Origin of the sequence: Deinococcus sp. (assembly GCF_025362455.1) — a bacterium.
Taxonomy (GTDB): Bacteria; Deinococcota; Deinococci; order Deinococcales; family Deinococcaceae; genus Deinococcus.
Window position 1 is genome coordinate 20,208 of record NZ_JANYGJ010000133.1, and the last position, 24,193, is coordinate 44,400.

A 24,193-nucleotide genomic window follows, 5' to 3' on the forward strand; every position below is an offset into this window, starting at 1 on the left:
ATGTCCTTGTCGCCGACCTCAAACGAGGCTCAAAACGGCAGATCTTCTTCTGGCGGGAAATCATCGAGGCCCTGGTCAATATCCAAGCCTGCCGAACGGTTCCCCTGCGGCGCTGATGCCGCCCGCGCGGGTGGTGCGCTGCGCGTCGGTGCACTGCCCGTGGCCTGCATACGGGGTGCACCGGAGGTGGCTGCGGGAGCGCCGGGTCCCGCGCCTCGGGCTAAGGCTTCGACTTTCGTCGCCTCTATCTTGGTGGTATTGCGCTTGTTGCCGTCTTTGTCTTGCCAGCTATCGTTGATCAGTCGGCCCTGCACCAGCACGGGGTCGCCTTTGCGGAGGTTCTGGGCACTCTCGGCCAGTTCGCGCCACAGCGTAATGTCGATCCAGTGGGTTTTTTCCTGTTGCTGGCCGTTCTTGTCTTTCCACACTTCGTTGACCGCCAGTCCCAGTCCCAGCACCGCGTCACCCGTGGGGGTGTAGCGCAATTCGGGGTCACGGACCAGATTGCCGATCAGCATCACCGTGTTCCAACCGCCAGCCATGCGAACGCCGCCTCCGGCGTCCTGCACCAGTTCAGCTTCGCTGCCCAGTGACTCCATCCGCAATGCCTTGACGCGGACCTGTGACCGCTTGCCGCCTTCGGGGGCCTCCCACTGGCTGTAATCCAGTGAGCCTTCCACGACTACGGGGTCGCCGGACTTCAGGTTGCGCTCAGACTGCCACTCGGCGGGTTTGCCGAGAATGCTGATGCGGTGGTACCAGGGCAGTTTGCGCTCGGTCCCGTCTCTGCCGACTAAATGATCTTCACCGGCAACGGTGGCCTCGAAGACCGGCACACCGGTTGGGGTGTAGCGCAGTTCGGGGTCGCGGGCGAGGCTGCCTACCAGATAAACGTGATTCATTCCACGGGCCATGTTCGTGTCTCCTTGCGTAGTCGTCGTCGTTATGGGCTTAAGTTTCGTTGCGGGCGATTTGGCCTCGGTGAAGAGGTGCATCTAGGCTAACAAGGCTTGGTCACTTCTGTCAAGAGCGTAAGGCCACAGGCCCCCAGTCGGGTGTACCGAGTCTCAGGGCTTCTTGGTCTTCCATTCAGGACGGTCCTTGACCACCAGCACCCGGCGCACGTTGTCGCGCAATCTGAGGCTCGACGCGATGGCCTTTTCAGGGTCGCCCGCCGCCTTGATGGTGTAGAGCAGGTAATAGCCCTCGCGGTCCTTCTGGATCGGGTAGGCCATCCGGCGGTTTCCGGCGTCGTCGAGGGCTGTTACTTCGGCGCCCGCGTTGGTGACCACGTTGCTGATGTAATCCTTTTCCAACTGGAGCTGTTCGCCGCTCAGGTTGGGGTTGAGGATTAGGTTGAGATCGTATTGGCTTTGCATAATTCACCTCGCTTCGTGTTGAAGAGTTTGTGCGTGCTGGGAGCGGTTTAGCCGTTTGTGGCGAACATGTCGCTCACCTCACCCGGCTCCGGCAGACGCAACTGAAAATTGTAGCAGAGCCTGGGCGGGCACGGAAGGGGCGAGGCAGCCGCGCACCCGCCGCCCCGGCCCCGCGCCGCACAACCCCGTGAAGATTGACCGGAACCTGATACAATTCTCACATGTCGCGCATTCTGGTTGTCGACGATGACGCTGCTATTCTCAAGCTGATCAGCGTCATCCTCTCGCGGGCGAGCCATGAAGTCCGCACCAGCAGCCATCCCGTCGAGGCGCTGGAGATGCTCAAGGTGTTCACGCCCGATCTGGTCATCAGTGACGTGGTGATGCCGTATATGACCGGTCTGGAATTTCTGGAACAAGTCCGCAGCCACGAGAAACGGGCTTCACTACCGTTTATTCTGCTCTCCAGCCACGCCGAGCGCAGCGATGTCCGGCGCGGCATGAACCTGGGCGCCGACGATTATCTGCCCAAGCCGTTCACGCCCCAGGACCTGCTGACCGCCATCGACGCCCGCTTAAGGCGTGCTGGCCTGGCCGTGCAGGGCGCCAGCGGCACCGAGGCCAAGGCGATGGGCACCGCCCAGGTCATCTGGAAGGGCGAGTCGGTCTCGTGGGTGTCGCGCAAGGCCCTGGAACTGTTTTTCTACTTGCTGGAGCACAAGGAAGTCACCTCCTGGCAGGCCGCCGAGGCGCTGTGGCCCGAAAAAGACGAGGCGCGGGCCAGTAGCCTGTTTCACACGACCCTGCACCGGCTTCGGCGTTCGCTGAGCAACGAGGCGGTCATGAGCACCAACCGCCGCTACACCCTGGCCGCCGACATCAACCCCGAATACGACGTGCAGCGCTTCGAGCTGCTGGCCAAGCAGGCTGAGGCCGGAAGCCTGGGCCTGGAGGAGCTGCGCGAGCTGTCGAGCATGTACGGCGAGTTTTTGCCGGGCGTCGATTCCCCCTGGTCCGACGACGTGCGCTCCCGCCTGGAGCAGCGCCAACTGTCGGTGCTGAGCCTGGCCGCCCGCGCCGCCAGCGACGCCGGGCGCACCAAGGACGCCGCCCAGTTTCACCAGCGGGCGCTGACCTTGGACCCCCTCAGCGAGCAGGACTGGAACGGTCTGGCGCAGGCCCTGGGCGCCCTGGGCGACCCGCGTGCCCGTCTGGCCGCGCAGCGCGAAGCCTGGTGGGCGGTGGATTTCGAGTAGAGCCAGCGGGAGGCGGTACGCAGTGCGCGGTCAAAGGACGTGCGTTCTTGTCTCCTACCGCGTGCTGCCTCCTGCACACCGCAACCCCCGATGTCTTTGCAACCTTAACGCTCACGAGAGGCCCGATAGTGGCGCAAACCACATTCAACATGATCGCAGCCTTGATTGACACTACCAAAGGGATTGGTCTTACACTCAGATTCTCTCATACTAAGTGAAGCATAGCCCACTTTATGAACTGTGACTTTACTGTGGTACGGGGTCTTTTATGCTTCGACTATCTCGTTTATTGGCTGCTCTAGCTTTCATTCCGTTGCTGGGTGCTTGCGCCCCCGCCAGCCCACCTACGCCCACAACCGAACCTTCCCTGAGCGTATACGGTGACCTGGAACTCGGCCTGGCCCCGACACTACGAGGGCTTGTCCTCACACCCGGTGAAAGTACCCTGACCCTGAGTAGTGGAGCGCTCGACAGCGACGCCTCCCTGACATTGACAGCCTTAAACAGCGATGCCGGGTTGGTTTTGCCGCCTGTAAACGGCGTGAACAGCAGCTTGATCATGGGCCTGGTGCCAGGCAAGACCTTCGCTGGCGCCTGGCGCGTGGAGATGAATGGGGGACGCTTTCGCCAGGATGCCAGCGCCCTACTGACCCTGAGGTCAAAAAACATCAGTTCGACCAGTGCTGTCCCTAGCGTCACAGAACTCTTCGTGCAGGGACCGAGAGGCGTCACGTTAGTGGGCACGTTCCCTACAGGCGAGGCCTTCGGGCTGCCCGACTTCGCCCAGCGCCTGAACCTGGAAAAGAGTGACCGCAGGTTGACCTACGTCGCCTACACTGCTACCAAGACGGCTTACGAGAGAACTTGCACGGAGCAGGGCGGCGACACATTGCTCGGCTATTGCTCGTTTCGCAACAAGGTCTTGCCTGCCAAGCTCAACACGCAATCGCTGTCTATGAACGCTTGGACGTGGAACATCGGGAACGTCGCAGGCACCTGCTCCTCGTACAAATTCAAGGTTTGTTACCAGGGCACCGAGCGGCGCATCAGCGATCAGATTCTGAGCTTCGAGCAAACATACGGCAAACCTGGTGTCCTCTTTTTACAAGAGCAGTGGCATGGCGATTGCAACGGCGCGGGATTGAGCACGACTTGGTATTTCTGGAATCCTCAACTGTGCGACAATCCCACACGGGGCACACCGTCGTGGATTCGTATTCTCGGCAACCGCTACGCAGTGCGCTGCACGAGTACCAACTACGCTGGCGGGTTGACCAACGGCTTCGAGTGCGTAGCCATCAATTCAGCGCTGTTTTACTTTATCAACGACACTTACCTCGGTGCTCCGAGTGGTTACCACACGCCATGCAGCGCAGACACCGGGTTTCAGGTCGTGCGGGTCGCCAGTGTCGCTAGCAATGTTCCACTTATCCTCGCCAACACCCACCTGACTGGCGCAGATAACCCGGCCTGCCGCGCCGAGCAGATCAGAACTCTGGCGACAGACCTGCGTAACCTCAACTATCCCCGTGTGCTATTCGCCGGGGACTTCAACACCGAGCCATACAATGACGGCACATCGGGAGCCATCAGTTTTCGCACCAATTTCGTCACTGCTTCAGGCGGAGCAGTCTCACCAGTCGCCACGATGATTGATCCTGGTAACCTCGCCAGTGCCGGGTACTTTTACGGTAATGTCGCGCTCGACCATGTGCTGAGCAACACTTTCACTGGGAGCTGTGCCGTCTCGCCCGCCTTCGACGGAACAGACCACCGCTTGATGCGTTGCTCGCTGCAAAGCCCAGCTTACTGATCTCTCAACGGACCTTGACGAGCAGCGGTACGCCTCCAGGCGTACCGCTGCTGCCTTGAACGCGCACTGCGAAGGAGGCATTGAGACGTAAGTCGGTGGTGGGAGTGGCATTAGGGGCGGCGCTCACCACCACGCGGCTAAGCGTGCCTGTGAAGGAAGACGTAAGCCGCTTCACCGTCACGCGACCCCCGTCAAGGCTAGCAAGTAAGGTCGGGTCGTTTTGCAGTACTTCTCCGCGAGGCCCAGGAACAAATTCGAGCGTGGCCGAAGCCGGTACTTCGCCTAGACTCAACCGGATAGAGACTTCCAAACTCTGGCCGCGTGCCACCTCTGCATCTACAGGATCACCAACCGGGACCGGGCCGCCTTCAGTGGGAAGCCGACAATAAAGCCCGGAGTCAGCGCAGTTTGAACAGCCGCTGAGGAGCATAGCGCCTGAAAGCAGCAGCGACAGCCATACCTTGGTCATACCCTTAATGTAACCCCTGGCGGCCTGAATATGTGGAGATGACCACTCATGGATTTCGGTCGCTTCGGGAATTAGATCGCCAAGCCGCCCCTCCCTTTTTTGCTAAACTAACTCCATGACAGTCGTGCGCAATACCCGGCAGAAGCAGGCGGTCCTCCAGGCGCTGCGGACTACCCGCACGCACCCTGACGCCGCCTGGATTCACACCGAGGTCCGCCGCGAGCTGCCCAGCATCAGCCTGGGCACGGTCTACCGCACCCTGGAGGCGCTGGTGCAGGGCGGCGTGGCCCTGACCATCGAGCGGGCCGGGCAGGCCACCCGCTACGACTTCAAACACGGCGAGCACCACCACCACGCGGTCTGCCAGAGCTGCGGCGCCATCTTCGACATCGAGGTGCCGAGATTGCCGGTGGCCGCGCTGCCGGGCGGCTTCCAGGTGGCTGACGTGCGGGTGGAGTTTCACGGTGTCTGCGAAGGTTGTCAAACGAAATAAGACGGTGTTTTGAACGTCCAGACCAAAAAAGAGCGCCCATCACGGCGCCCTCTTTAGCTGATCGCTCGCTTATGGCGTTTTCAGCGCGTAGCCGATGCCGCGCACGGTGCGGATGATGCCGTAGCCGTCCAGATCCCGCAGCTTGGCCCGCATGTTGGCCATATGCACGTCCACCACGTTGCTGTTGCTGGGCAGCTCACCGTTCCAGACCTCGCGCTCGATCTCCTGGCGCGAGTAGACCCGGCCCGGCTGGCGGGCCAGGAAGGTCAGCAGATCGAATTCCTTGGGCGATAAGCGGACCTCGTGGCTGTTGTAGTGGCACAGCCGCTTTTGCGGGTGAATCTCCAGGGCGCCGATCTGGATGACCTCGCCGTGCTGCTGGTGGCGAAGCTGGACCTTGACGCGGGCGACCAGCTCTTCCGGGTGAAAGGGCTTGGTCATGTAGTCGTCGGCGCCCGCTTCGAGCAGGTTGACCTTGCGGTCCACCGCGTCCATCGCCGTCAGGATAATGATCGGCACGGCGCTGGTCTTGCGCAGACGCCGGGCGATCTCGGCGCCATCGAAGTCGGGCAGCCCCAGGTCGAGGATCACCAGATCGGGGGCGTTTTCGCGGGCACTGGTCAGGCCGGTCACGCCGTCGGGCGCGGTCAGCACGCGGTAGCCAGCCTGCTCCAATTCGTACTGGACGACGCGGGTGATGTCGGGGTTGTCTTCGATCAGCAGGATTCTCTGTTCCATGGAATTCAACTTCGCTGTGGTGGAGCGTGCCGCAGCTCATCTTCGGATGCTTGCCGGTCATCTTAATGAAGCCAGCTCGCCAGGGGTGAAGTTCTGACCCCATGCCAGTTCACCTTCCCTTAACAGCACCTTGGAAAACTTTAGAAAGCGCCGCAAACTGCACAGGATCTTCCAGATGTTTGTTGTGGACAACCTGTCAGCCGCTCACAACCTGACCCAGCTTGACCTGTACCGCGCCCAGATCGGGCGAGCGCACCAGCAGCACCGAATACAGGCCCTCGAATTGCAGGTTCAGCCGGTTGATGATCCACACGCTGCCGGTGCCCAGCGCGTAGCCGATCACGCCGCCCAGCACCATCTCCTGCGTGAACAGCGGCAGCACCGCCCAGACGCTCTGCTGCGGGTGCAACATCAGGTCGATCAGCCCGACGGTCAAAAACACCGCCATCGGGTCGTTGCCGCCGGATTCGAGTTCGAGCAGCGGGGTGATCTCGCCGCGCAGGCCCAGCCGCCGTTCCTTGAGCACGGTGAATACGGCGCTGGCGTCGGTGCTGCTGACCATCGCGCCGATCAGCAAGGAGAGCGGCCAGGCTCAGCTTCAGCGCGTAGAGCAGTACTCCGAATTACGCCACGGGGAAAACAGCCTCCCCGCGCCTCCATTCTGCGTCCTGCTCAGTTAAAACTACTCGCTCCGCTCGGTCATAAAAAGGGTCTTTTTATGACATCTGCTCTAGTGGGCGAAGGCGCCCATCAGGCCGCTGCTGATGAGCACGCCCAGGGTCGCCAGCGACAGGCCCCTGCGCAGCACCGGGCGCACCGCGCTCCAGTGGGTGCCCAGCCCGCCCTGGAACAGAATGAAGCACAGCGCCAGCGTGCCCGCGTACTGGGCCAGCGCGTAGTTGCTGAACTGGATGCCGCCGGGGCCGTCGCTGCTCGCCAGCATCCCCACGCCCAGAAACAGCACCAGAAACAGCAGCAGCCCCGGCACGCCCAGCCGCCCGGACAGCTTGCTGACCACGATGCTCAGCAGCAGCAGCGCCCCGGCGACAAAAATAGACAGATCTCCGGCCACGCCGCCCACCCCCGTGGCGAGCTTGACGTCTGCCGGGCGCGGTCACACAAAGGCAGGTTGCAGGGAGCGGCCTGACTTTATCTTCACACCCATCTTCATGCCCGGATGCGGCTGGGTAATCTGGCGACCTGGCCCCAGAATTTCACCAGCGCCCGGACCATGGCGCTCAGGCCCGCCAGGTCGCCGGGGCGAATCAGGTAGGCGCTGGCGTAGGCGTGGTAGGCGCCGCGAATCTGGGCTTCGGTGCCCTCGCCGCTGAACATCACCACCGGCAAACGGCGCAGGCTCAGGTCGGTGCCGGTTTTCAGGCTGCTCAGCCAGGGCAGGCTGGCACGCCCGCTCAGGCTATCGGCCAGCAGCACCAGATTGATGCGCAGGTCACGGGCCAGCGCGGCGTCGGCCTCGGCGCCCGTGCGGGCCAGGTGCAACTCGACGTCGCCGGGCAGCTCGGCGAAGGCGTGCTCAAGCCGCTCGATGTCGGCCTCGTCGTCCTGAAGCAGCAGAATGTGCAGCGGCGGGTGGCCCCGCTCCGCGCTGCTCACACGGGCCTGAACGGTATTGAGGTGGGGTAATCAGTCTTCATCGCCGATGTTCCTTCACTTCAGTGACCTTGATTTCTGAAGTTACGTCCTCAGCATAACCCAGCGCACCCGCCGAGGTGGGAACCAGCGGGCACGCCTGATGGATGCATCTCAGCCGCGCAGGGCGTACCCGACGCCGCGCACGGTGCGCAGCAGGCCGTAGCCGTCGAGGTCGCGCAGCTTGGCGCGCAGGTTGGCCATATGCACGTCCACGACGTTGCTGCCGTCGGGCAATCTTCCCTGCCAGATGTCCTGGCCGATCTCCTGGCGCGAGTAGACCCGGCCCGGCTGGCGAATCAGCAGCGCCAGGATGTCGAATTCCTTGGGCGAGAGCCGCAGCTCCTCGCTCTTGTAGCGCACCAGGCGTTTTTGCGGATCGAGTTCCAGGTCGCCCAGGGTCAGGCTCTCGGAACCGCGCTGCCGGAGCTGCACCTTGATACGGGCCAGCAGCTCGTCGGGGTGAAAGGGCTTGATGACGTAATCGTCGGCGCCCAGCCCCAGCAGCCGCACGCGCTCCTCGATGGTGTCGCGGGCGGTCAGCACGATCACCGGCACGGTGCTGTTTTTGCGCAGCCGCTGCACCACGTCGCCGCCGTCGAAGTCCGGCAGGCCCAGGTCGAGCAAGATGAGGTCGGGGTGTTCCTCGCGGGCCTTGATCAACCCCGTCATCGCCGTATCGGCGTGGTCAATGTCAAAGCCAGCGTCAGACAGGTCAAGCCGCAGGACGTTGGCGATGTCCAGATCATCTTCGATCACAAGGATGCGTTGGCGGGTCATGGGCTCATTGTAAACGATGGTGCCGGAATCCTTAAGTGTTCTCACGGCGAGGTCGGCCACAACGCAGCGTCTGGCACCCTGAGCCACGGTCTTATGAAACCCACTGTCCGGTATGGCCGCACACCGGGCCACCCGGCGCCACCTGCCTGAATGGGGGAAGCGTCGGCGCTGGGAGCGTGCATTCATGTTAGGCTGAGCGCACTGCATCTGCGGATGTCTTTTATTGATTGGACCTGATTGCCCCCAAGTATCACCGACAATTCCGCACCCCACCCCAGCCTGCCCACCGGGCCGGTCACAAGGAACACCACATGGACGAGGAAACCCGGATGGACAAGGAAACCCAGATGGACGAGGAAACATTGTGAACAAACAGACCCCCTCCCAGGACGCGCTGGAAGTCATTCCGCTCGGCGGCATGGGCGAGATCGGCAAGAACATGTTCGCCTACCGCTACAACGACGAGATTCTGCTGGTCGATGGCGGTCTGGCCTTCCCAGAGTCGCACCAGCTCGGCATCGACCTGATTATTCCCAAAATCGACTACCTTCAGGAGAACGCCGGGCTGATCAAAGGCTGGTTGCTGACCCACGGCCACGAGGACCACATCGGCTCGCTGCCCTACATCATGCCCAGGCTGCCCACCGTGCCGATGTACGGCGGACGCCTGACGCTGGGACTGCTGCGCGAGAAGCTCAGCGAATTCGGCATCAAGGAGGGCGACACCGATCTGCACGAGGTCGAACTCGACGCCCAGGTGCGCATCGGCAAGCATTTCATCGTGGATTTTTTCCGGATCACCCACTCGATTCCCGACAACATGGGTTACGTGCTCACGACCCCGGTAGGCAAGGTCGTGCATACCGGCGACTTCAAGATCGACCGGACGCCCACCGACGGCAACCTCAGCCAGCTCGACCGCATCGAGAAGGCGGGCGACGACGGCGTGTTGCTGCTGATTTCCGACAGCACCAACGCCGAGCGCCCCGGCTGGTCGGTCAGCGAGGCCGAGGTGGCGGTCAACCTCGAAGAACTGATCAAGGCGGCGCGGGGCCGGGTCTTCATCACCACCTTCGCCTCGCAGACGCACCGGGTCCAGAACATCATCCGCAGCGCCGAGAAGCTGGGGCGGCGGGTCATCATGGAAGGCCGCAGCATGCTCAAGTACGCCCAGGTGGCCCAGGAACTCGGCTACATGGAGTTCAAGGACCCGCTGGTGACCAACGACGAGGTCGGCGACCTGCAAGACTCGCAGGTGCTGTACATGTGTACCGGTTCGCAGGGCCAGCCGATGAGCGTCCTCAGCCGCCTGGCCTTCGGCAACCACGCCAAGATCGCCCTCAAACGCGGCGACACGGTGATCTTGTCGAGCAGCCCGATTCCCGGCAACGAGGAGGCGGTTAACACCGTCATCAACCGCCTGTACGAGATCGGTGTGGAGGTGCTGTATCCGCCGACCTACAAGGTCCACGCCTCCGGGCACGGCAGCCGTGAGGAGCAACTGGTCATTTTGAATCTGGCCCGGCCCAAGTACTTTCTGCCCTGGCACGGCGAGCCCCGGCACCAGATTAACCACGCCCGATTGGCCCAGACCGCCACCCGCCCGCCGCAGCGCACCCTGGTGGCCAAGAACGGCGACATCGTGAAGCTGACCCCCGACGACTTCAAGGTGGTCGGCACCGTTCCGGCGGGCGCTGTGTATGTCGATGGGCTGGGCGTGGGCGACATCAGCGACGACGTCATCATGGACCGCATGAGTATGAGCCAGGAGGGCGTGCTGATCATCACGGCGGTGCTGCACCCGACCCCGCACATCGAACTGGTCTCGCGCGGCTTTGTGCGCAGCAACCGCGAGCTGGAAAACCAGATTCGCAAGGTAGCCCTCGAAGCCGTCGAGAACGGTATGCGCGAGAAAAAACGCCTGGAAGACATTCGCGACGACATGTACGGCGCGGTGCGCCGCTTCGTGCGCAAGGTCACGGGCCGCAACCCGGTGCTGATTCCGCTGCTGGTGGACTGAAGGTCGGAACGAGTGCCGTGCCTGGAGCGGGAACGCCGCACGGTCGCCCCCTCACCCTTCCGCCGCGTTGCGGCTCCCTCCCTCTCCCGCAGGGGGCGAGGGATCAACGGCGAGTGGCCTAAACTCATTTCAATCTCGTGTGAACAGGTGAATCTCGAACCGCCCCGTAAGTGCCACGGGGCGGTTTTTTGCTGCGCTTAGGCTGAGGCGTAGATCGGCGTCAACTCCTCCAGCACCAGGCCCAGGGCCAGGTCGCCCGTCCGCTGCGCCTCGGTATCGCCCCAGGCGTCGAGCGTTATCCGTTCGGCGCCCACCTCAGCCAGCGCCTGACATACCGAGAGCAGCAGCGCCCGCCGGAGCCCGGAGCCGCGCAACTCCAGCCGCACGCCGGGGGCACCGAGGCTGGCTGTCTCCCCGTTCAGCCAGGCCCGACACAGGCCCGCTGGCGCACCGGCGGCGTCATAAGCCAACCGTCCCAGCCGGTCATCGGAGCCGCCCACATTCGGCTGGAGCGATTCAGGCGTGATGTGGGTGTGCCCGATCAGGTCGGAGTAGGTCTGCTGGGCCGCTCGCCGGTCGGCGAGGTCGCTCACTTCGGTCAGCGGCACAATGCTGAAGCCGTCTGGTACGTCGGGCAACATAGTAGGCAGGGAGCCGGTCAGGCGGGTGTAGGCGCTCATGACGTGCAGGCCCGCCGCCGCCAGCGTTTCAGCCGGAAACAGGTGCGCCTCGGCGTAGGCGTACAGTTGAGGCTGAGCCGCCCGCGCCGCCCACAGCAGGGCCAGGGCCGCGTCCCGCCGCTGCTCGCCCGCAAAGACCCCACCCAGGATCTCCGCACCGTGAGCAGGCGAGGGCCGCAGCCCCAGCACGCCCAGAATGTCTCCGGCGACGTTATGCACCTGCCAGGCAGCGCTGAGCTGATTCACCGATCCGGCGAAATCGGCTTCACTGCTGCCGTACAGACGGGCAAACACCGGCAAGGTCATCGTGGGCACCGCCGAAAGGACGCTCAGGGTCATACCGGAGTATAAATGGCGGCCACAGAGCAGGCGCGGTGCGTCGGATAGAACTGAAGTAGCTGCCTGCGGCGTTCGCTCACATCGTTCGGCCTCTCGGTGCCACCGTGACACCGACTGGCAGATCCCAGCGCCGTACTGTTCGCCGCCGATGGTCCACAATCGCGTATGCATCCCTTCAGCACCGGCCAGAAACTGATCTTCATCGGCGACAGCATCACCGACGCGGGCCGCACCGACGGGGTGGGCGAGTACGGCGGCGAACACTACGGCGACGGCTACGTGGCGCGGGTGCGTGAGCTGCTGCTGGCCCGTGCTCCACAGACGCCACTCCATATTCTCAACCGGGGCGTCGGCGGCGATACGGTGCGCCACCTGGCCGCCCGCTGGCAACGTGACGTGCTCGACCAGCGCCCCGACTGGCTGAGCGTCAAGATCGGGGTTAACGATGTTTGGCGCAGTTTTAATGGGCCGTCCAGAGACGCGGTGTCGCCACCTGAGTACACCCGGACGCTGCGGACCCTGCTCGGTCAGGCTGCCGCCCAGGGTACCCGCCTGGTGCTGGTCACGCCCTTTCTGATCGAAGCCAACCGGGCCGAGGCGATGCGGGTCGCCGTCGAGGAACGCGCCGCCAGCGTGGCTGAGTTGGCGCGGGAATTTTCGGCCCCGCTGGTGGCGCTTCAGCCCGCCTTCGACGCCGCCTGTCAGGCCGATGAGCCGCTGCTGTGGTCGCCTGACCGGGTACATCCCTCCGGCCCCGGCCACATGCTGATCGCGCTGGAGTGGCTGCGGGCGCTGGGGCTGTAGGAGGCTGGGGCTGTAGGAGTAGGTGTGCGGCGCCCCACAGCCGCTGGGTAAGGCGAAGTCACGTCACCAGCCCTGAGCGCGTGAAATACTCTGCTCATGTCTCGCTCCCTGACCGTGCTGCTGACGCTGACGCTGCTGGCGGCTCCCGCCCTGGCCCAGACTGTACTGGCCCAGCCTGTACTGGCCCAAAACGTGCTGGCCCAGACCGGCATTCCGGCCACGCCTCTCCCCTCCCCTACCAGCCCGGAGAGGCCCGCCGTACCGGCGCCGCTGCCTCTGGACACTCCACCGGTTAACGGTGAGCCCGCAGTGCCAAGCGAACCGGAGGCCCCCGTTCCGGTCAAACCGGTGGCACCAGGCAGGCCCGCCGCGCTCCCAACCCAACCGCTCCCGGCTCAACCGCTGACCCTCAGCTTCGAGGCCCGCCTGCCCGCCGTCGTCGCTGGAAAAAAGACCACCATCGCCTACCGCGACACGCTGCTGATTACCGCCGAGCGCATGGCCAGCGTCCGGCAGCAGGGCAAGATCACCGCCAGCCTCGACGCCGACCTGAAAGCCTTCCTGGCCCGCCTGAGCGCCCCGGCCCAGGGCGCCCGCTTCGAGGTGCAGCCGGATGGGCAGTGGGCGCTGGTGCAGCACGACGGCTTCACCGTGGACGCGGACGCCGCCCGCAGAGCGCTCAAGGCGGTCATCGCCGACCCGACGACGAGCACCATCACCCTCCAGCCCACCGCCGCCTACGCCCCAAAACGAACGTTGGATTACTTTGTTTCACGTGGAATCACCGCCTTCCTGGCCGCCGGGCAGACCGGCTACGACGGCTCCAGCCCGGCCCGCATCACCAACATCCACGTCGGCACCCGCGCCTTTCAGGACCGGCTGTTCGAGGGCAAGGCGTTTTCCTTCAACCAGGTTCTGGGACCGATCAACGCTCGCGCGGGCTTCGTGCCGGGCCTGGTGATCGCGGGTGAGCGCACCGCGTCGGGCCTGGGCGGCGGCATCTGCCAGGTCAGCACCACCGTCTTCCGGGCACTCTACGGCGCCGGGCTGACCATCACCGAGCGGCGCAATCACAGCTACCAGGTCTACTACTACGACCCGCAGGGCCTGGACGCCACCGTCTACCAGCCGAGTCAGGACCTGAAATTCGCCAACGATACCGGCGGCGCCCTGTGGTTTCAGTCCGACTGGGACGACGCCGAGAAGCTGCTGGTGGTGCGCGTCTTCGGCAAGGCCCGCGACTTTGAAGTGCAGGTGAAGGAGCCGAACGTGCTCAGCACCTCGCCCTCACCGCCCGACAAGCTGCTGCCAGACCGGACCCTCAAGCGGGGCGAGCGCAAGCAGGTCGACTGGGCCGCCCAGGGTGCCCAGATCGAGGTCGAGCGGCTGTTCGTGCGTGGCGGCCAGGTGTTCAAAAAGGATGTACTGAGGAGCCGTTACAAGCCCTGGCCAAACATCTTCGTGGTCGGTAAGTAACGGCTGGTCGGTAGGTAACGGCTGGTCGGCAGGTGACCGGCGCTGAACGAAGCGTGGCCCCGGTCTGTACCTTCAGGCGTTCTCGGCGTAGCCCAGCAGCTCCAGCAGGCGGTCCAGCTCCTCGCGGGAGCCGTAGCTCAGCTCCAGGCGGCCCTTGTCGGCGCCGTTGATCTTGACCTTGGTGCCGGTGCGGCGGCTGAGATCGAGTTCGACCTGCCGCCAGGGCCGGGCCGGGCTGACCTTGATGGGCGCCCCGGTCGCCTCTTCCCTGCCCCGCCTCAGCGCCTCGGCGCCGCGCACGTTCAGGTGACGGCTCAGAATTTCACCGAGCGCCCAGGCCCGGTCCGCCTCCGGCTGGGCCAGCACGGCGCGGGCGTGTCCGGCGCTGATCTCGCTGTTTTCAAGGGCGCTCAGGGCGGCGGGCGGCAGGCTCAGGAGCCGCAGGGCGTTGGCGACGGTGCTGCGGCCCTTGCCCACCGCCTTGGCCACGCCCTCCTGGTTCAGCCCCTGGTCGAGCAGCGTCTGGTAGGCCCGCGCCTCTTCCAGCGGCCCCAGGTCCTCGCGCTGGAGATTCTCGACGATGGCGATTTCCAGCGCGTCGCGGTCGGCCAGGTCGCGGATGATGACCGGCACCTCGACCAGCCCGGCCAGTTGAGCGGCCCGCCAGCGCCGTTCCCCGGCCACGATCTCGAAATGCTCGCCGCGTGGGCGCACCAGCAACGGTTGCAGCACGCCCTTGTCGCGGATGCTCTGGGCCAGCTCGGCCAGCGCTTCGGGTATAAACACCTGGCGCGGCTGGTAGGTCGCCTGGACGATCTGCTCGATCTTGAGGCTCTGGGGCAGGGCGGGGGCGGTCTGGGGACGGCTGAGCAGGGCGTCCAGGCCCCGACCCAGGCTAGATTTTTTCGACACGCTGCATCACTTCCTCGGCCAGACGTTTGTAGGCGGCGGCCCCGCTGGACAGCGGCGCGAACTGGCTGATCGGTACGGCGAAACTGGGCGCTTCCGAGAGCCGGACATTGCGCGGAATCACGCTCCAGAACACCAGTTCTCCGAAATGCTGGCGCACGCTCTGTTCGACTTCCTGGGCCAGATTGGTGCGCCCGTCGAACATGGTGATCGCCACGCCCAGCACGCTCAGCCCCGGATTGAGTGCCAGCCGGACCCGCTCGACGGTTTCGGTCAGGCCCGCCAGGCCCTCCAGCGCGTAGTATTCGGCCTGCAAGGGAATCAGCAGGGCGTTGACGGCGGCCAGCACGTTGATGGTCAGCGGCCCCAGGCTCGGCGGCGCGTCGACGATGACCAGCTCGAACTGCCCGGACGCGGCGATGACCTCCAGCAGCTCGCGCAGGGCGTAGGGCTCCTCGCTGAGTTCGACCCCGGCCCCGGCCAGGTCCGGCGTGGCGGGCAGCACACTCAGCCGCTCCTGGCTGCTCTGCACGATCTGCGCCGGGGCGCTGGCCGGATCGCTGAGCGCCTGGTACAGCCCGGTTTCCACACCGCGCAGGCCCAGGCCGCTGGTGGCGTTGCCCTGGGGGTCCATGTCGATCAGGAGCACCCGCCGCCCGCCTGCGGCCAGGTAGGCGGCCAGGTTGATGGCGGTGGTGGTCTTTCCCACGCCGCCTTTCTGGTTGACGATGCCCAGCGTCTTCATGCGGTCTGCTTGCACGCCGTCAACTTGCACGCCGTCAATTTGCATGGTACCTGCTTCATGGTTGCTGCTCGTGTCGCGTCTGCATGCTGGTATCCTTGTGTTCGAGCTGCCGAGTAGCCCTCAGCATAACGGTTGGCGGCCCGGTACACCCGCACGCCGGGGATACTGGGCAGGCGTGGGGCCGACCTTGCGCATCAGCACCAGGCTGCGTGGGGCACCCAGCAGCGGTAATTCGAAGTGTTCCACGTGAAACAACTCGGCGCCCAGCAGCGCGGCGGCGCGCGTGCCTGACGCCAGTTCCTCCTCGCCGAGCTGGCCTTTCTGGGCGATCAGCAGCCCACCGATCTCCAGCAGCGGCAAACCCAACTCGGCCAGCACCGGCAGGGCGGCCACGGCCCTGAGCACCACCCGTTCGTAGCGCTCGCGGTGCTGCGGCTGCTGCCCCAGCATCTCAGCCCGGCTGGCGAGCGCGGTCACGTTGCCCAGCTTCAGCGCCGCTGCGGTCCGGGTCACGAAATCGGTCTTTTTGCGGGTGGCGTCCACCGCCAGAAACTGAAGGTCCGGCAGAGTGATGGCCAGTGGGAAGGTGGGAAACCCCGCGCCAGTGCCCAGGTCCACCACCCGCATCCCGCCTTGCAGCCAGCCGCCCCGGTTACAGCTCAGCGAATCGATAAAATGCTTGAGGATGATGTCGCGCTCACCTGTCAGCGAGGTGAGGTTCATCCCGGCGTTACCTGCCAGCAGCGCGGCCTGGAGCTGAGCGAAGGTCCGCAGGTGCGGCGTCAGGTCCAGTTGCAGCGCCCGACCGCCCGCCAGCAGCAGCGCCTCGCCTTCAGGCGTCATCTTGAGTTCCCGTCTTCACATTGACCTCAGTTCCTGCATTGACCACAGTTCCCGCATTGACCACAGTTCCTGCGGGGCCAGGGCGGCCCCGTCGATGACCCATAGTTTCACGTGAAACAGCAGCGGTGTCAAATCGGGTAGGGAGAGGCGCACCACCAGTGAACACTCGCCTCACGAAGCGTTATTCTTCCCACGGCGGGCAGGCAGCGAAGCCGGACGGAAACGCAAGCAAGCGGCCTCACCAGGTCGCCCACCCATTCACGCGCCGCCATGCCCAGTGCAGGCGCTGTCCTGACCCGCACGGCGCTGTGCTCAAGCCAGCGCCTGGACCTTCGCATCGGGCAGGAGAGTGCGAGTTGGCCTTGAACACACCGCAGGGAAGGGCGGTGGCCGTGGTCAGCGCAGTCGGTCCACCAACCGGCCACCGAGTGACCCAGATTCAGGCTTCACGGATCAGGAGGCCGTCCAGAAACGGGTGTCCAGAACAGGGCGTGGCAGACCTCTCACGCCGGAATCCTACCGTTCCAGGTCTCCCCACTACCCCCGGTTCGACGTTTCACGTGAAACAACGCCGCGCTGACGCAGATGCACCAGCAGGCTGGCAATGTCGCCGTGCCGCACACCGGGAAGGCGGGCCGCCTGCTCCAGCGTCCGGGGCCTGGCCCGGCCCAGTTTCTCGCGGGCCTCGTTGGACAAAGTAGGCACGGCGCTGTAATCGAGGTGTTCCAGGCTGACGCCGCGTGCCCGGCCCTCGCTGGCGAGCTGGCGAAGGCTGCGCTCGATGTATCCGGCGTATTTGACCCGAATTTCCAGCGCCTCGCGCTCGGCGAGGTCCAATGCGGGCAGCTCAGCGCCCAGCGCCTCAAGGTCTGCCAGGCTGGCCCCATCGCGGCGCAGCCAGGTGTCGGCAGTCACGCCCTGAATGCGCTGGGCGCCGAGCAGGCTGGTGGCCTGGGCGATGCGCTCATACTTGAGCTGCACAGCCTGGCGACGCTCCCCGCCGATGAGGCCCAGCTCGAAAGCCCGCTCGCTGAGGCGCTCGTCGGCGTTGTCCTGGCGCAGCAACAGACGGTGCTGGGCGCGGCTGGTCATCATCCGGTACGGCTCGTCGCTGCCACGCTGCACGATGTCCTCGATCATCACGCCGATGTAACTTGTTTCACGGGAAACAATCGGGGCCGTGCCGGACTTACCGGTATCCAGCTCCAGCGAGCGCCGCGCCGCCGCCGTTCCGGCCACCAGACCCTGCGCCGCCGCCTCCTCGTAGCCGCTGGTGCCGTTGATCTGACCCGCCGTGAATACGCCCGCCATCAGCCGCGATTCCAGATTCAGCGTCAGCTCGGTGGAGTCGATCACGTCGTATTCGACGGCGTAGGCGTAGCGGTGAATCACCGAGCGCCCGAAACCCGGCAGGCTGCGCACCAGTCGGTCCTGCACGTTCGGCGGCAGGCTGCTCGAAAAGCCCTGGAGGTACACCTCGCTGGTCTGAAGCCCCTCCGGCTCGACGAACAGCAGATGGCGGTCATGGTGGGCGAAGCGCGTCACCTTGTCCTCGATGCTGGGGCAGTAGCGCGGTCCCAGGCCCTCGATGTCTCCGGCGAACATCGGCGACTCGTGCAGGTTTTCCCGAATCAGCCGGTGCGTTTCGGGCGTGGTGTGGGTCTGCCAGGTGGGGGAGAGGGCGGCGCTGGGGCCGGGCGTGCCGGTGAACCCGCGCGGCTTCGGATCGGCGGGCAGTTCCAGCAGCGCCGAGAAATCCACCGCGTCGGCGCGGACGCGGGGCGGGGTGCCGGTCTTGTAGCGCTTGAGGGCGTGCCCGGCGCGTTCCAGCGGGGCCGACAGAAAGCGGGCGGGCGGCTCGCCCTGGCGGCCCTCGGCCCGTGACTGCCGCCCGTACCAGGTCAAGCCGCGCAGGAAGGTGCCTGCCGCGATGACCACGCTGCGGGCGCTCAGGCGGCGGCCATCGGTGGTGACGACCACCCAGCTCTGGGCGCCATGCTCAAGACTGGGCTCCAGGTCGGCGGCCTCACCGCGCACGATCTGGATGTTGGCGTTGCCCAGCAGGTACTCCTGGGCACGCTCGGCGTAGGCGTCGCGCTCGTTCTGGACCCGCAGCGACTGGACGGCTGGCCCCTTGCTGACGTTCAGAACGCGGGTGTGAATGGCCGTGTCGTCGGCAACGCGGCCCATCAGCCCACCCAGCGCCTGAATCTCGAAGACCATCTGGCTCTTGCCGGGGCCACCCACCGCCGGGTTGCAGGGCATCCGCCCGATGGTGGCCGGGTTGCTGACCAGCAGCGCCACCGGACCGAACTTGGCCGCCGCCCAGGCCGCCTCGATGCCCGCGTGGCCGCCGCCGATGACCAGCACCGGCCAGGTTGTGGGGTTACGTTTCGCCGTCATCCGGTCAGTCTAGCGGGTGGGGAAGGGCTGCGGGGTGCCGGGCACGACAGTCGGCCAGAAAACGAAAAACGCCGTGCTGGACGGCGTTTCAGCACCAGATCGGCGTGGTTCAGCCTAAAACAGCACCGCTCTGGCGCTCAGTACCGGGTCGTGTTGCTCGGTGTCGAGCAGCAGTTCCAGGTACTCGCGCCCCGGCAGGGCGTCGATCATGGCAAAGCGGCTCTGCTCGTCGAGGTGAATGCCGCCGTGCATCTGGGTGTGGCCGTAGACCCCGTAAGCCAGATCGGCCATCATCACGTACTCCGGCGTGTCCTGCCACCAGCGTTTGGGGGCGCTGTCCGCGTAAAACAGGTCGTCGTAAAAGGCGAAGGCTGGCAGCGGCCCGACGTGGGCGAACTGCACGCGGCCCACCCGCAGCTCGCGCAGAAAGCTGCTGAACCAGTGTCGCAGGTGATCGGGCAGCAGCACGCCGCCGCGCTCCGGGTCGAACTCGTTGTGGGTCAGGCCGCCGGAGGTGCCCAGCACGTAGCGGTGGTGCAGCACGCCGTCGTCGTGGTTACCCAGGATGAAATGCACCGAGCCCGGCGCGGCGTCCTGGTAGGCCCGCAACTTGTCCAGTTCACGAACCTGGTAGCGGGCCGCCGCGAACAGGTGGTCCTCGTTATCTGGATCGAAGCCCTCTATGCCGCTGAAACGGGCGTAGTCGTGGGCATTTTTGGGATGCACCAGGTCGCCGATAAACACCACCTGATACAGCCCCTGGCGCACCGGGGGCGTCGGCAGGCCGCTGGCGTCCACGCAACTGGCCGACCGGAGGGCCGCCCACATGGTCTCGAAGTCGGCGTGAACGTCCCCGATGGCGATGAACTTGCGCGTGGCCATCAGCCGCCGTGCCTCTGGAGCGCCTGCAACTCCTTGTAGATGGCCCGGCTTTCGTCCACCGTCTCGCCGTAGCCGCGCAGCACGATCTTCATGGCTTCCTTACCGCGCCCGCCGTCGCGGAGCTGCTCGACCAGCGTGTCGATATGGGCGCGGGCCTTGCTCAGTTGCGGGTCGAGCGGCACCTGGGGGGGCAGCGGACGGGCCGGACCGGGCCGGGGAGCGTGTTCGGTTGTACCCGCAGAGGACTCACCGATGAGTTCGCTGACGTTGGGGCCGTCGTCGGGGTCGTATTCAACCCAGGGCGCCTCGATTGCGCTGGCGACGCCGTAAAATCGGAAGGCGTCGGCCAGGGCCAGCTTGCGGGCGTCGTCGAAGCTGTGCCCACCGCTCAGGCCCTCACGCACCGCGCCGCCCAGCCCCAGCGCGGCCCGCACCATCGGCGGCGAGACGCTTTCGATCTTCCAGCTCAGGCTCCAGGTGGGGTCGGCGGCGCTCAGGTGGGCGTCGAGCGTGTCGAGGTCGGGCACCGGCAGCACGCGGGCCTGGTCGCCGCGCACCTCGGCCACGGCCCAGGCGCTCAGGGCGGCGCGTAATGCTTCACGAATGAGGGCAACATCGGACATATGAGCAGTTTAGCGAGTTTGGGTGGACAGGGTGTGTCTGGCTGCCAGGGAAGTAGGAGGTGGGAGGTGGGGAGTGGGTGACAGATGTCACGGCGGGCGGCTGACGGCTGGCACTGGGAGGCCCTGCCTCCACCGTCCAGACTGAGCGCATGAATACTGGCCTCATCAACAACGTGGTGTGTTTCGAAGGCGTGAGCGTGCGCTTCGGTGCAGTGAGTGCCCTCGACAATCTGAATCTGGAGTTGCGCGGCGGCGAACTGAGCGCCCTGCTCGGCCCCAACGGCGCGGGCAAGACGACGGCGCTGAGGCTGCTGCTGGGGCTGACCCGGCCCAGCCAGGGCACCGTGCGCGTGCTCGGCGGTGATCCCCGGCGCTCAGAGGCGCGGCGCGGAGTGGGGGCCATGCTACAGGACATCAGCCTGCCGCCCAACCTCAGCGTGCTGGAGCTGCTGCGCCTCTACGCCGCGCTGTACCCGGCGCCGTTGAGCGTGAACCGGGCGCTGGAGCTGTCGGGCCTGAGCGATCAGGCGACTTCACGGGCCAGTCGGCTCTCCGGGGGCCAGCAACGGCGGCTGAGTTTCGCCCTGGCGGTCATCGGCAACCCTGAGCTGCTGCTGCTCGACGAACCGACGGTGGCGATGGACGTGCAGGGCCGCGCCGCCTTCTGGCATGGCATTGCCGAGCTACGTTCAGGCGGCTGCACGGTGCTGCTGACCACCCACCTGCTCGAAGAGGTGGACCGCGCCGCCGACCGGGTGATCGTGCTGAGTCGGGGCGTAATCGTCGCCGACGCCGCGCCGGGCAGCGTCCGGGCACGGGTGGGCCTGAGCCGGGTGCGCTTCTCCAGCCGCCTGGACGCGGCGCATTGGCACACAATCACGCTGCCGGGCGACGTACTGGAGGGCGGCCCCGCCGGTCAGTTCAGCATCCGGACCCGCCAGCCGGAAGCCTTGGTCCGCGCCGCCTTGGATCTCGACCCCGCGCTCAGCGATCTAGAAGTCTCCCGCGCCAGCCTGGAAGACGCCTTCCTGAGCCTGACCGGACCAGACCAAGCCCCAACAGGAGCACTGGCATGACCACACTCGCCTCACCGTTCACCTCTGCCCTGCGCCCCTTCGTCGCCCTGGCCCGCACCGAACTGCTGCGGCTGCTGCGAAACCGTGCTCTGCTGGTGCCCGCGCTGCTGCTGCCGATCATCTTCTTTTCGCTGTGGGGGCTGCCGAACGCCAGGTACACCCTCGGCGGCGTGAATGCCGGGCGCTACATGCTGGTCTCCTACGCGGCCTATTCGCTCATCAGCACGGCGCTGTTCGGCTTCGGGGTGGCGGTGGCCGCCGAGCGGGCGTCCGGCTGGTGGCGGCAACTGCAAATCACACCCGCCCCGCCCGCCCTGATCTTCGGTGCCAAGATCACCGCCTCGCTGGTCATGGGCCTGCTGAGTGTGCTGGCGCTGTGCCTGTTCGCCGGGCTGGTCGGCCACATCTGGCTGGGCGCGGCTGACCTGGGCGGCGTGCTGCTGCGGCTGCTGCCCGGCATGGTGCCTTTTGCGCTGCTGGGCCTGACGCTGGGCCTGCTCGCCCCGCCGGACGCGGCGGGCGGCGTCGCCAACCTCGTGGCGCTGCCGATGCTGTTCGCCTCCGGCATCTTCGTGCCGCTGGACACGGCCCCGGACTTTATTCGGTCGCTGGCACCTTATCTGCCCGCCTATCACTTCGGTCAGCTCGGCTGGACGGCAATTGGAGCCAAACCGGCAGGCGCCGAGTGGACGCACTGGGTCTGGCTGGCCGGGTACGCGGCAGTGTTCCTGCTGACCTCGCTGTGGGCCGCCCGCCGCAGCGAAATGCGGCGCTGAGCTAAGCTGATGGCACATTCACAGCCAGTCAGCCAGCAGGGGAGGGGAGAGGGGATGCACAGCGCCCTACGTCAGTCCGGCACCACCGCGTTCTTCTGGCGGTTTTTCCCGCTGGTCTGGCTGGTGTACCTGTACTTTCCACTCCGGGAACTGTTTCAGGGTACTCAGCCGCCCGGCGTCATGCTGCTGGGCACGGCAGGTGTGTGCGTATTGCTGTGGCTGTGGTCGCAGCTCTACGCCCAGCAACTCTACCGGGACGGTCGGCTGCGTTCGGTGAAGGTGCAGTGGCGCTGGGCGCTGGCTGCCTACGGCTGGTGCCTGCTGCTGTTCGCCGGGTTCTCGTTGATCGGCAGCGAGGCGCCGACCTTCCTGATCTACGCCGCCGCCGTGATCGGCTTTCAGACCAGCCTGCGCCGGGCACTCTGGGGCCTGACGGGCGCACTGGCGATGCTGGGGCTGGGCATCTGGCTGCCTGGAGCGCCCTACACCTGGATCGGGGTGGTGCAGTTGGTGCTGTTTTCCAGCGTGGGCTTGTACGGCAACCACGCCGGTTACCAGCAGAGCCTGGCCCAGCGGCGACTCACCGAGATGCAACTCCAGCAGGAAAAGCTGGCCGCCGACGCCGAACGCGAGCGCATCGCCCGCGACCTCCATGACCTGCTGGGCCACACCCTGAGTGTCATCGTGCTCAAGAGCGAACTGGCCAGCAAACTCGCCGAGCGCGACCCGCTCCTCGCCGCCCAGGAAATCCGTGAAGTCGAGCGCATTTCCCGCGAGGCGCTCAGCGAGGTCCGGGCCGCCGTGCGCGGCTACCAGGGCAGCGGCCTGGGCGCCGAGCTGGCCCGCAGCAAAGTGGCGCTCGACGCGGCGGGCGTGAAGTTGCGGCTGGAACGGACGCCCTGCGCCCTGCCCCCGGAGATCGAGAACGCCCTGAGCATGGTGCTGCGCGAGGCCGTGACCAACGTGGTGAGGCACGCCCGCGCCGCGCACTGCACCGTCCGCATCGAGCAACAGGGTGGCGAGTACCTGCTGGACGTGCAGGACGACGGTATCGGCGGCGCGGGCGTGGAGGGCAGCGGCCTGACCGGCATGCGCGAACGGGTGCGGGCACTGGGCGGTGAGTTGACGCGCAGCGGCGAGGGCGGCACCTGTCTGAGCGCCCGCTTTCCGGTGCCGGGCGTCGTCACCGCGCCGCCGGTCAGGGCCAGCGCATGATCCGGGTGCTGCTGGCCGAGGATCAGGCGCTGGTACTGGGCGCCCTGAGTGCGCTGCTCTCGCTCGAAGACGATCTGGAGGTGATCGGCGGCGCCCCGGACGGCGCAGCGGCCCTGGCACTGGCCCTGGCGCTGCGCCCCGACGTGCTGGTGACCGACATCGAGATGCCGCGCCTGAGCGGGCTGGACCTGGCCGAGCAGGTGCGCGGTCTGCTGCCCCAGACCCGCGTGGTCATCGTGACGACCTTTGCCCGCACGGGGTATCTGCGCCGGGCACTCGACGTGGGCGCACGCGGCTACCTCCTCAAAGACACGCCCGCCGCCGAGCTGGCCAGCGCCATCCGCCGGGTTCACGCGGGCGGACGGGCCATCGACCCCGCGCTGGCCGAGGGCGCCTGGCAAGCGCCGTCACCGCTGACCGAGCGCGAACGTCAGGTGCTGGCCGAGGCCGAGAGCGGCGCCAGCACGGCAGCCATCGCCCAGGCTCTTAAGCTCTCCGAAGGGACGGTGCGGAACTATCTGTCCGAGGCCATCGGCAAGCTGGGCGCGGGCGGGCGGGTCGAGGCAGCCAGGGCGGCGCGAGAGAAAGGGTGGCTGTGAAACAGGGGTCGTGAAGATAAAAGTTTTAAGCCGCTGGGCGACGACCACAGCCCGACCATCGTGGTGAGGCTGGGCCGGGGCTGGGCTGTCACCGGAGTGAAGGTTGAAGGTGGTTCTCCCGGTGCGCACGAAACGGGCGTGACAGGGCCTTTTACGACCCACCGACGAGGCTCCTGACCACGGTAGACCCTTGACTGCGTTCAGGGTGACAACCCATTCACTACA

The 24,193-nt window shown here is 65.8% G+C and carries 26 protein-coding genes; 11 read left to right on the top strand and 15 right to left on the bottom strand.

All coding sequences use genetic code 11. From position 1 onward, the window contains the following. Positions 1–29 precede the first annotated feature (29 nt). Together ssb and rpsF are read right to left on the bottom strand one after the other, a co-directional pair. Complete coding sequence (gene ssb, locus Q0R23_RS10235; protein ID WP_293912704.1) at positions 30–914, bottom strand: single-stranded DNA-binding protein; 885 nt, start codon at positions 912–914, stop codon at positions 30–32. 153 nt (positions 915–1,067) lie between these two features. Beyond that, positions 1,068–1,379: a 30S ribosomal protein S6 gene (gene rpsF, locus Q0R23_RS10240; RefSeq protein WP_293912706.1), complete on the bottom strand. Its 312-nt coding sequence runs from the start codon at positions 1,377–1,379 to the stop codon at positions 1,068–1,070. 221 nt (positions 1,380–1,600) lie between these two features. Here rpsF and Q0R23_RS10245 point away from each other — a divergent pair, with 221 nt between their 5' ends. Continuing rightward, positions 1,601–2,635, top strand: coding sequence for a response regulator (locus Q0R23_RS10245; RefSeq protein WP_293912708.1), 1,035 nt, complete (start codon positions 1,601–1,603; stop codon positions 2,633–2,635). A 268-nt stretch (positions 2,636–2,903) separates the two neighbouring features. Then, positions 2,904–4,448, top strand: a complete 1,545-nt coding sequence (locus Q0R23_RS10250) for a hypothetical protein (protein WP_293912711.1) — start codon at positions 2,904–2,906, stop codon at positions 4,446–4,448. Positions 4,449–4,452: 4 nt separating this feature from the next. Here Q0R23_RS10250 and Q0R23_RS10255 read toward each other — a convergent pair whose 3' ends face one another. Beyond that, complete coding sequence (locus Q0R23_RS10255; RefSeq protein ID WP_293912714.1) at positions 4,453–4,917, bottom strand: hypothetical protein; 465 nt, start codon at positions 4,915–4,917, stop codon at positions 4,453–4,455. A gap of 115 nt (positions 4,918–5,032) precedes the next feature. Between Q0R23_RS10255 and Q0R23_RS10260 the strand changes: the two genes are divergently transcribed. Then, positions 5,033–5,410: a transcriptional repressor gene (locus tag Q0R23_RS10260; protein ID WP_293912716.1), complete on the top strand. Its 378-nt coding sequence runs from the start codon at positions 5,033–5,035 to the stop codon at positions 5,408–5,410. Between the two features lie 69 nt (positions 5,411–5,479). On the opposite strand, the gene Q0R23_RS10265 is transcribed toward Q0R23_RS10260, so the two are convergent. The 5 genes from Q0R23_RS10265 to Q0R23_RS10285 form a co-directional block, all read right to left on the bottom strand. Then, the gene (locus tag Q0R23_RS10265) at positions 5,480–6,148 is read right to left on the bottom strand and encodes a response regulator transcription factor (protein WP_293912718.1); all 669 of its coding nucleotides are present in this window, start codon (positions 6,146–6,148) and stop codon (positions 5,480–5,482) included. 196 nt (positions 6,149–6,344) lie between these two features. Further along, positions 6,345–6,725 (bottom strand): cation:proton antiporter, encoded by a 381-nt coding sequence (locus tag Q0R23_RS10270; RefSeq protein ID WP_293912721.1) that lies wholly within the window; start codon positions 6,723–6,725, stop codon positions 6,345–6,347. A gap of 153 nt (positions 6,726–6,878) precedes the next feature. After that, on the bottom strand, positions 6,879–7,220 hold the full coding sequence (locus tag Q0R23_RS10275) for a hypothetical protein (protein ID WP_366520418.1): 342 nt from the start codon (positions 7,218–7,220) through the stop codon (positions 6,879–6,881). Positions 7,221–7,315: 95 nt separating this feature from the next. Next, complete coding sequence (locus Q0R23_RS10280) at positions 7,316–7,762, bottom strand: hypothetical protein (RefSeq protein ID WP_293912723.1); 447 nt, start codon at positions 7,760–7,762, stop codon at positions 7,316–7,318. Between the two features lie 150 nt (positions 7,763–7,912). Continuing rightward, on the bottom strand, positions 7,913–8,578 hold the full coding sequence (locus Q0R23_RS10285; RefSeq protein ID WP_293912726.1) for a response regulator transcription factor: 666 nt from the start codon (positions 8,576–8,578) through the stop codon (positions 7,913–7,915). A 227-nt stretch (positions 8,579–8,805) separates the two neighbouring features. On the opposite strand from Q0R23_RS10285, the gene Q0R23_RS10290 reads away from it, so the two are divergent. Together Q0R23_RS10290 and Q0R23_RS10295 are read left to right on the top strand one after the other, a co-directional pair. Next, positions 8,806–8,946, top strand: a complete 141-nt coding sequence (locus tag Q0R23_RS10290; RefSeq protein WP_293912729.1) for a hypothetical protein — start codon at positions 8,806–8,808, stop codon at positions 8,944–8,946. Further along, positions 8,943–10,598, top strand: a complete 1,656-nt coding sequence (locus tag Q0R23_RS10295) for a ribonuclease J (protein ID WP_293912731.1) — start codon at positions 8,943–8,945, stop codon at positions 10,596–10,598. The genes Q0R23_RS10290 and Q0R23_RS10295 overlap by 4 nt, the downstream gene beginning before the upstream one ends. A 197-nt stretch (positions 10,599–10,795) precedes the next feature. On the opposite strand, the gene Q0R23_RS10300 is transcribed toward Q0R23_RS10295, so the two are convergent. Further along, positions 10,796–11,617, bottom strand: coding sequence for a hypothetical protein (locus tag Q0R23_RS10300; protein WP_293912733.1), 822 nt, complete (start codon positions 11,615–11,617; stop codon positions 10,796–10,798). A gap of 165 nt (positions 11,618–11,782) precedes the next feature. On the opposite strand from Q0R23_RS10300, the gene Q0R23_RS10305 reads away from it, so the two are divergent. Together Q0R23_RS10305 and Q0R23_RS10310 are read left to right on the top strand one after the other, a co-directional pair. Further along, positions 11,783–12,421: an SGNH/GDSL hydrolase family protein gene (locus tag Q0R23_RS10305; RefSeq protein ID WP_293912737.1), complete on the top strand. Its 639-nt coding sequence runs from the start codon at positions 11,783–11,785 to the stop codon at positions 12,419–12,421. 96 nt (positions 12,422–12,517) lie between these two features. Further along, positions 12,518–13,897, top strand: a complete 1,380-nt coding sequence (locus Q0R23_RS10310) for a VanW family protein (protein ID WP_293912739.1) — start codon at positions 12,518–12,520, stop codon at positions 13,895–13,897. Between the two features lie 72 nt (positions 13,898–13,969). Here Q0R23_RS10310 and Q0R23_RS10315 read toward each other — a convergent pair whose 3' ends face one another. The 6 genes from Q0R23_RS10315 to Q0R23_RS10340 all read right to left on the bottom strand — a co-directional run bounded on the left by Q0R23_RS10315 (position 13,970) and on the right by Q0R23_RS10340 (position 20,302). Continuing rightward, positions 13,970–14,809 (bottom strand): ParB/RepB/Spo0J family partition protein, encoded by an 840-nt coding sequence (locus tag Q0R23_RS10315; protein ID WP_293912741.1) that lies wholly within the window; start codon positions 14,807–14,809, stop codon positions 13,970–13,972. Further along, positions 14,793–15,551, bottom strand: coding sequence for a ParA family protein (locus Q0R23_RS10320; protein WP_293912791.1), 759 nt, complete (start codon positions 15,549–15,551; stop codon positions 14,793–14,795). Before Q0R23_RS10320 ends, Q0R23_RS10315 begins: the two co-directional genes overlap by 17 nt. A 120-nt stretch (positions 15,552–15,671) precedes the next feature. Beyond that, a complete protein-coding gene (gene rsmG, locus Q0R23_RS10325) occupies positions 15,672–16,394 on the bottom strand; it encodes a 16S rRNA (guanine(527)-N(7))-methyltransferase RsmG (RefSeq protein ID WP_293912743.1) in 723 nt (240 codons plus the stop codon). Between the two features lie 537 nt (positions 16,395–16,931). Next, positions 16,932–18,797 (bottom strand): tRNA uridine-5-carboxymethylaminomethyl(34) synthesis enzyme MnmG, encoded by a 1,866-nt coding sequence (mnmG, locus tag Q0R23_RS10330; RefSeq protein WP_293912745.1) that lies wholly within the window; start codon positions 18,795–18,797, stop codon positions 16,932–16,934. A 114-nt stretch (positions 18,798–18,911) separates the two neighbouring features. Next, entirely contained in the window at positions 18,912–19,679 is a 768-nt protein-coding gene (locus Q0R23_RS10335; protein WP_293912747.1) for a metallophosphoesterase, read from the bottom strand. Further along, positions 19,679–20,302 carry a single-stranded DNA-binding protein gene (locus Q0R23_RS10340; protein WP_293912749.1) on the bottom strand — a complete coding sequence of 208 codons (624 nt, stop codon included), beginning with the start codon at positions 20,300–20,302 and terminating at the stop codon, positions 19,679–19,681. The genes Q0R23_RS10335 and Q0R23_RS10340 overlap by 1 nt, the downstream gene beginning before the upstream one ends. 149 nt (positions 20,303–20,451) lie before the next feature. Between Q0R23_RS10340 and Q0R23_RS10345 the strand changes: the two genes are divergently transcribed. From Q0R23_RS10345 to Q0R23_RS10360, 4 genes are read left to right on the top strand one after another with little or no spacing between them, the layout of a single operon-like run. Then, complete coding sequence (locus Q0R23_RS10345) at positions 20,452–21,378, top strand: ABC transporter ATP-binding protein (protein WP_293912751.1); 927 nt, start codon at positions 20,452–20,454, stop codon at positions 21,376–21,378. Then, positions 21,375–22,154, top strand: coding sequence for an ABC transporter permease (locus Q0R23_RS10350; protein ID WP_293912753.1), 780 nt, complete (start codon positions 21,375–21,377; stop codon positions 22,152–22,154). Before Q0R23_RS10345 ends, Q0R23_RS10350 begins: the two co-directional genes overlap by 4 nt. Before the next feature lie 54 nt (positions 22,155–22,208). After that, the gene (locus Q0R23_RS10355) at positions 22,209–23,369 is read left to right on the top strand and encodes a sensor histidine kinase (protein ID WP_293912755.1); all 1,161 of its coding nucleotides are present in this window, start codon (positions 22,209–22,211) and stop codon (positions 23,367–23,369) included. Continuing rightward, positions 23,366–23,968: a response regulator transcription factor gene (locus Q0R23_RS10360; RefSeq protein ID WP_293912757.1), complete on the top strand. Its 603-nt coding sequence runs from the start codon at positions 23,366–23,368 to the stop codon at positions 23,966–23,968. Before Q0R23_RS10355 ends, Q0R23_RS10360 begins: the two co-directional genes overlap by 4 nt. The last annotated feature ends 225 nt before the right edge of the window (positions 23,969–24,193 follow it).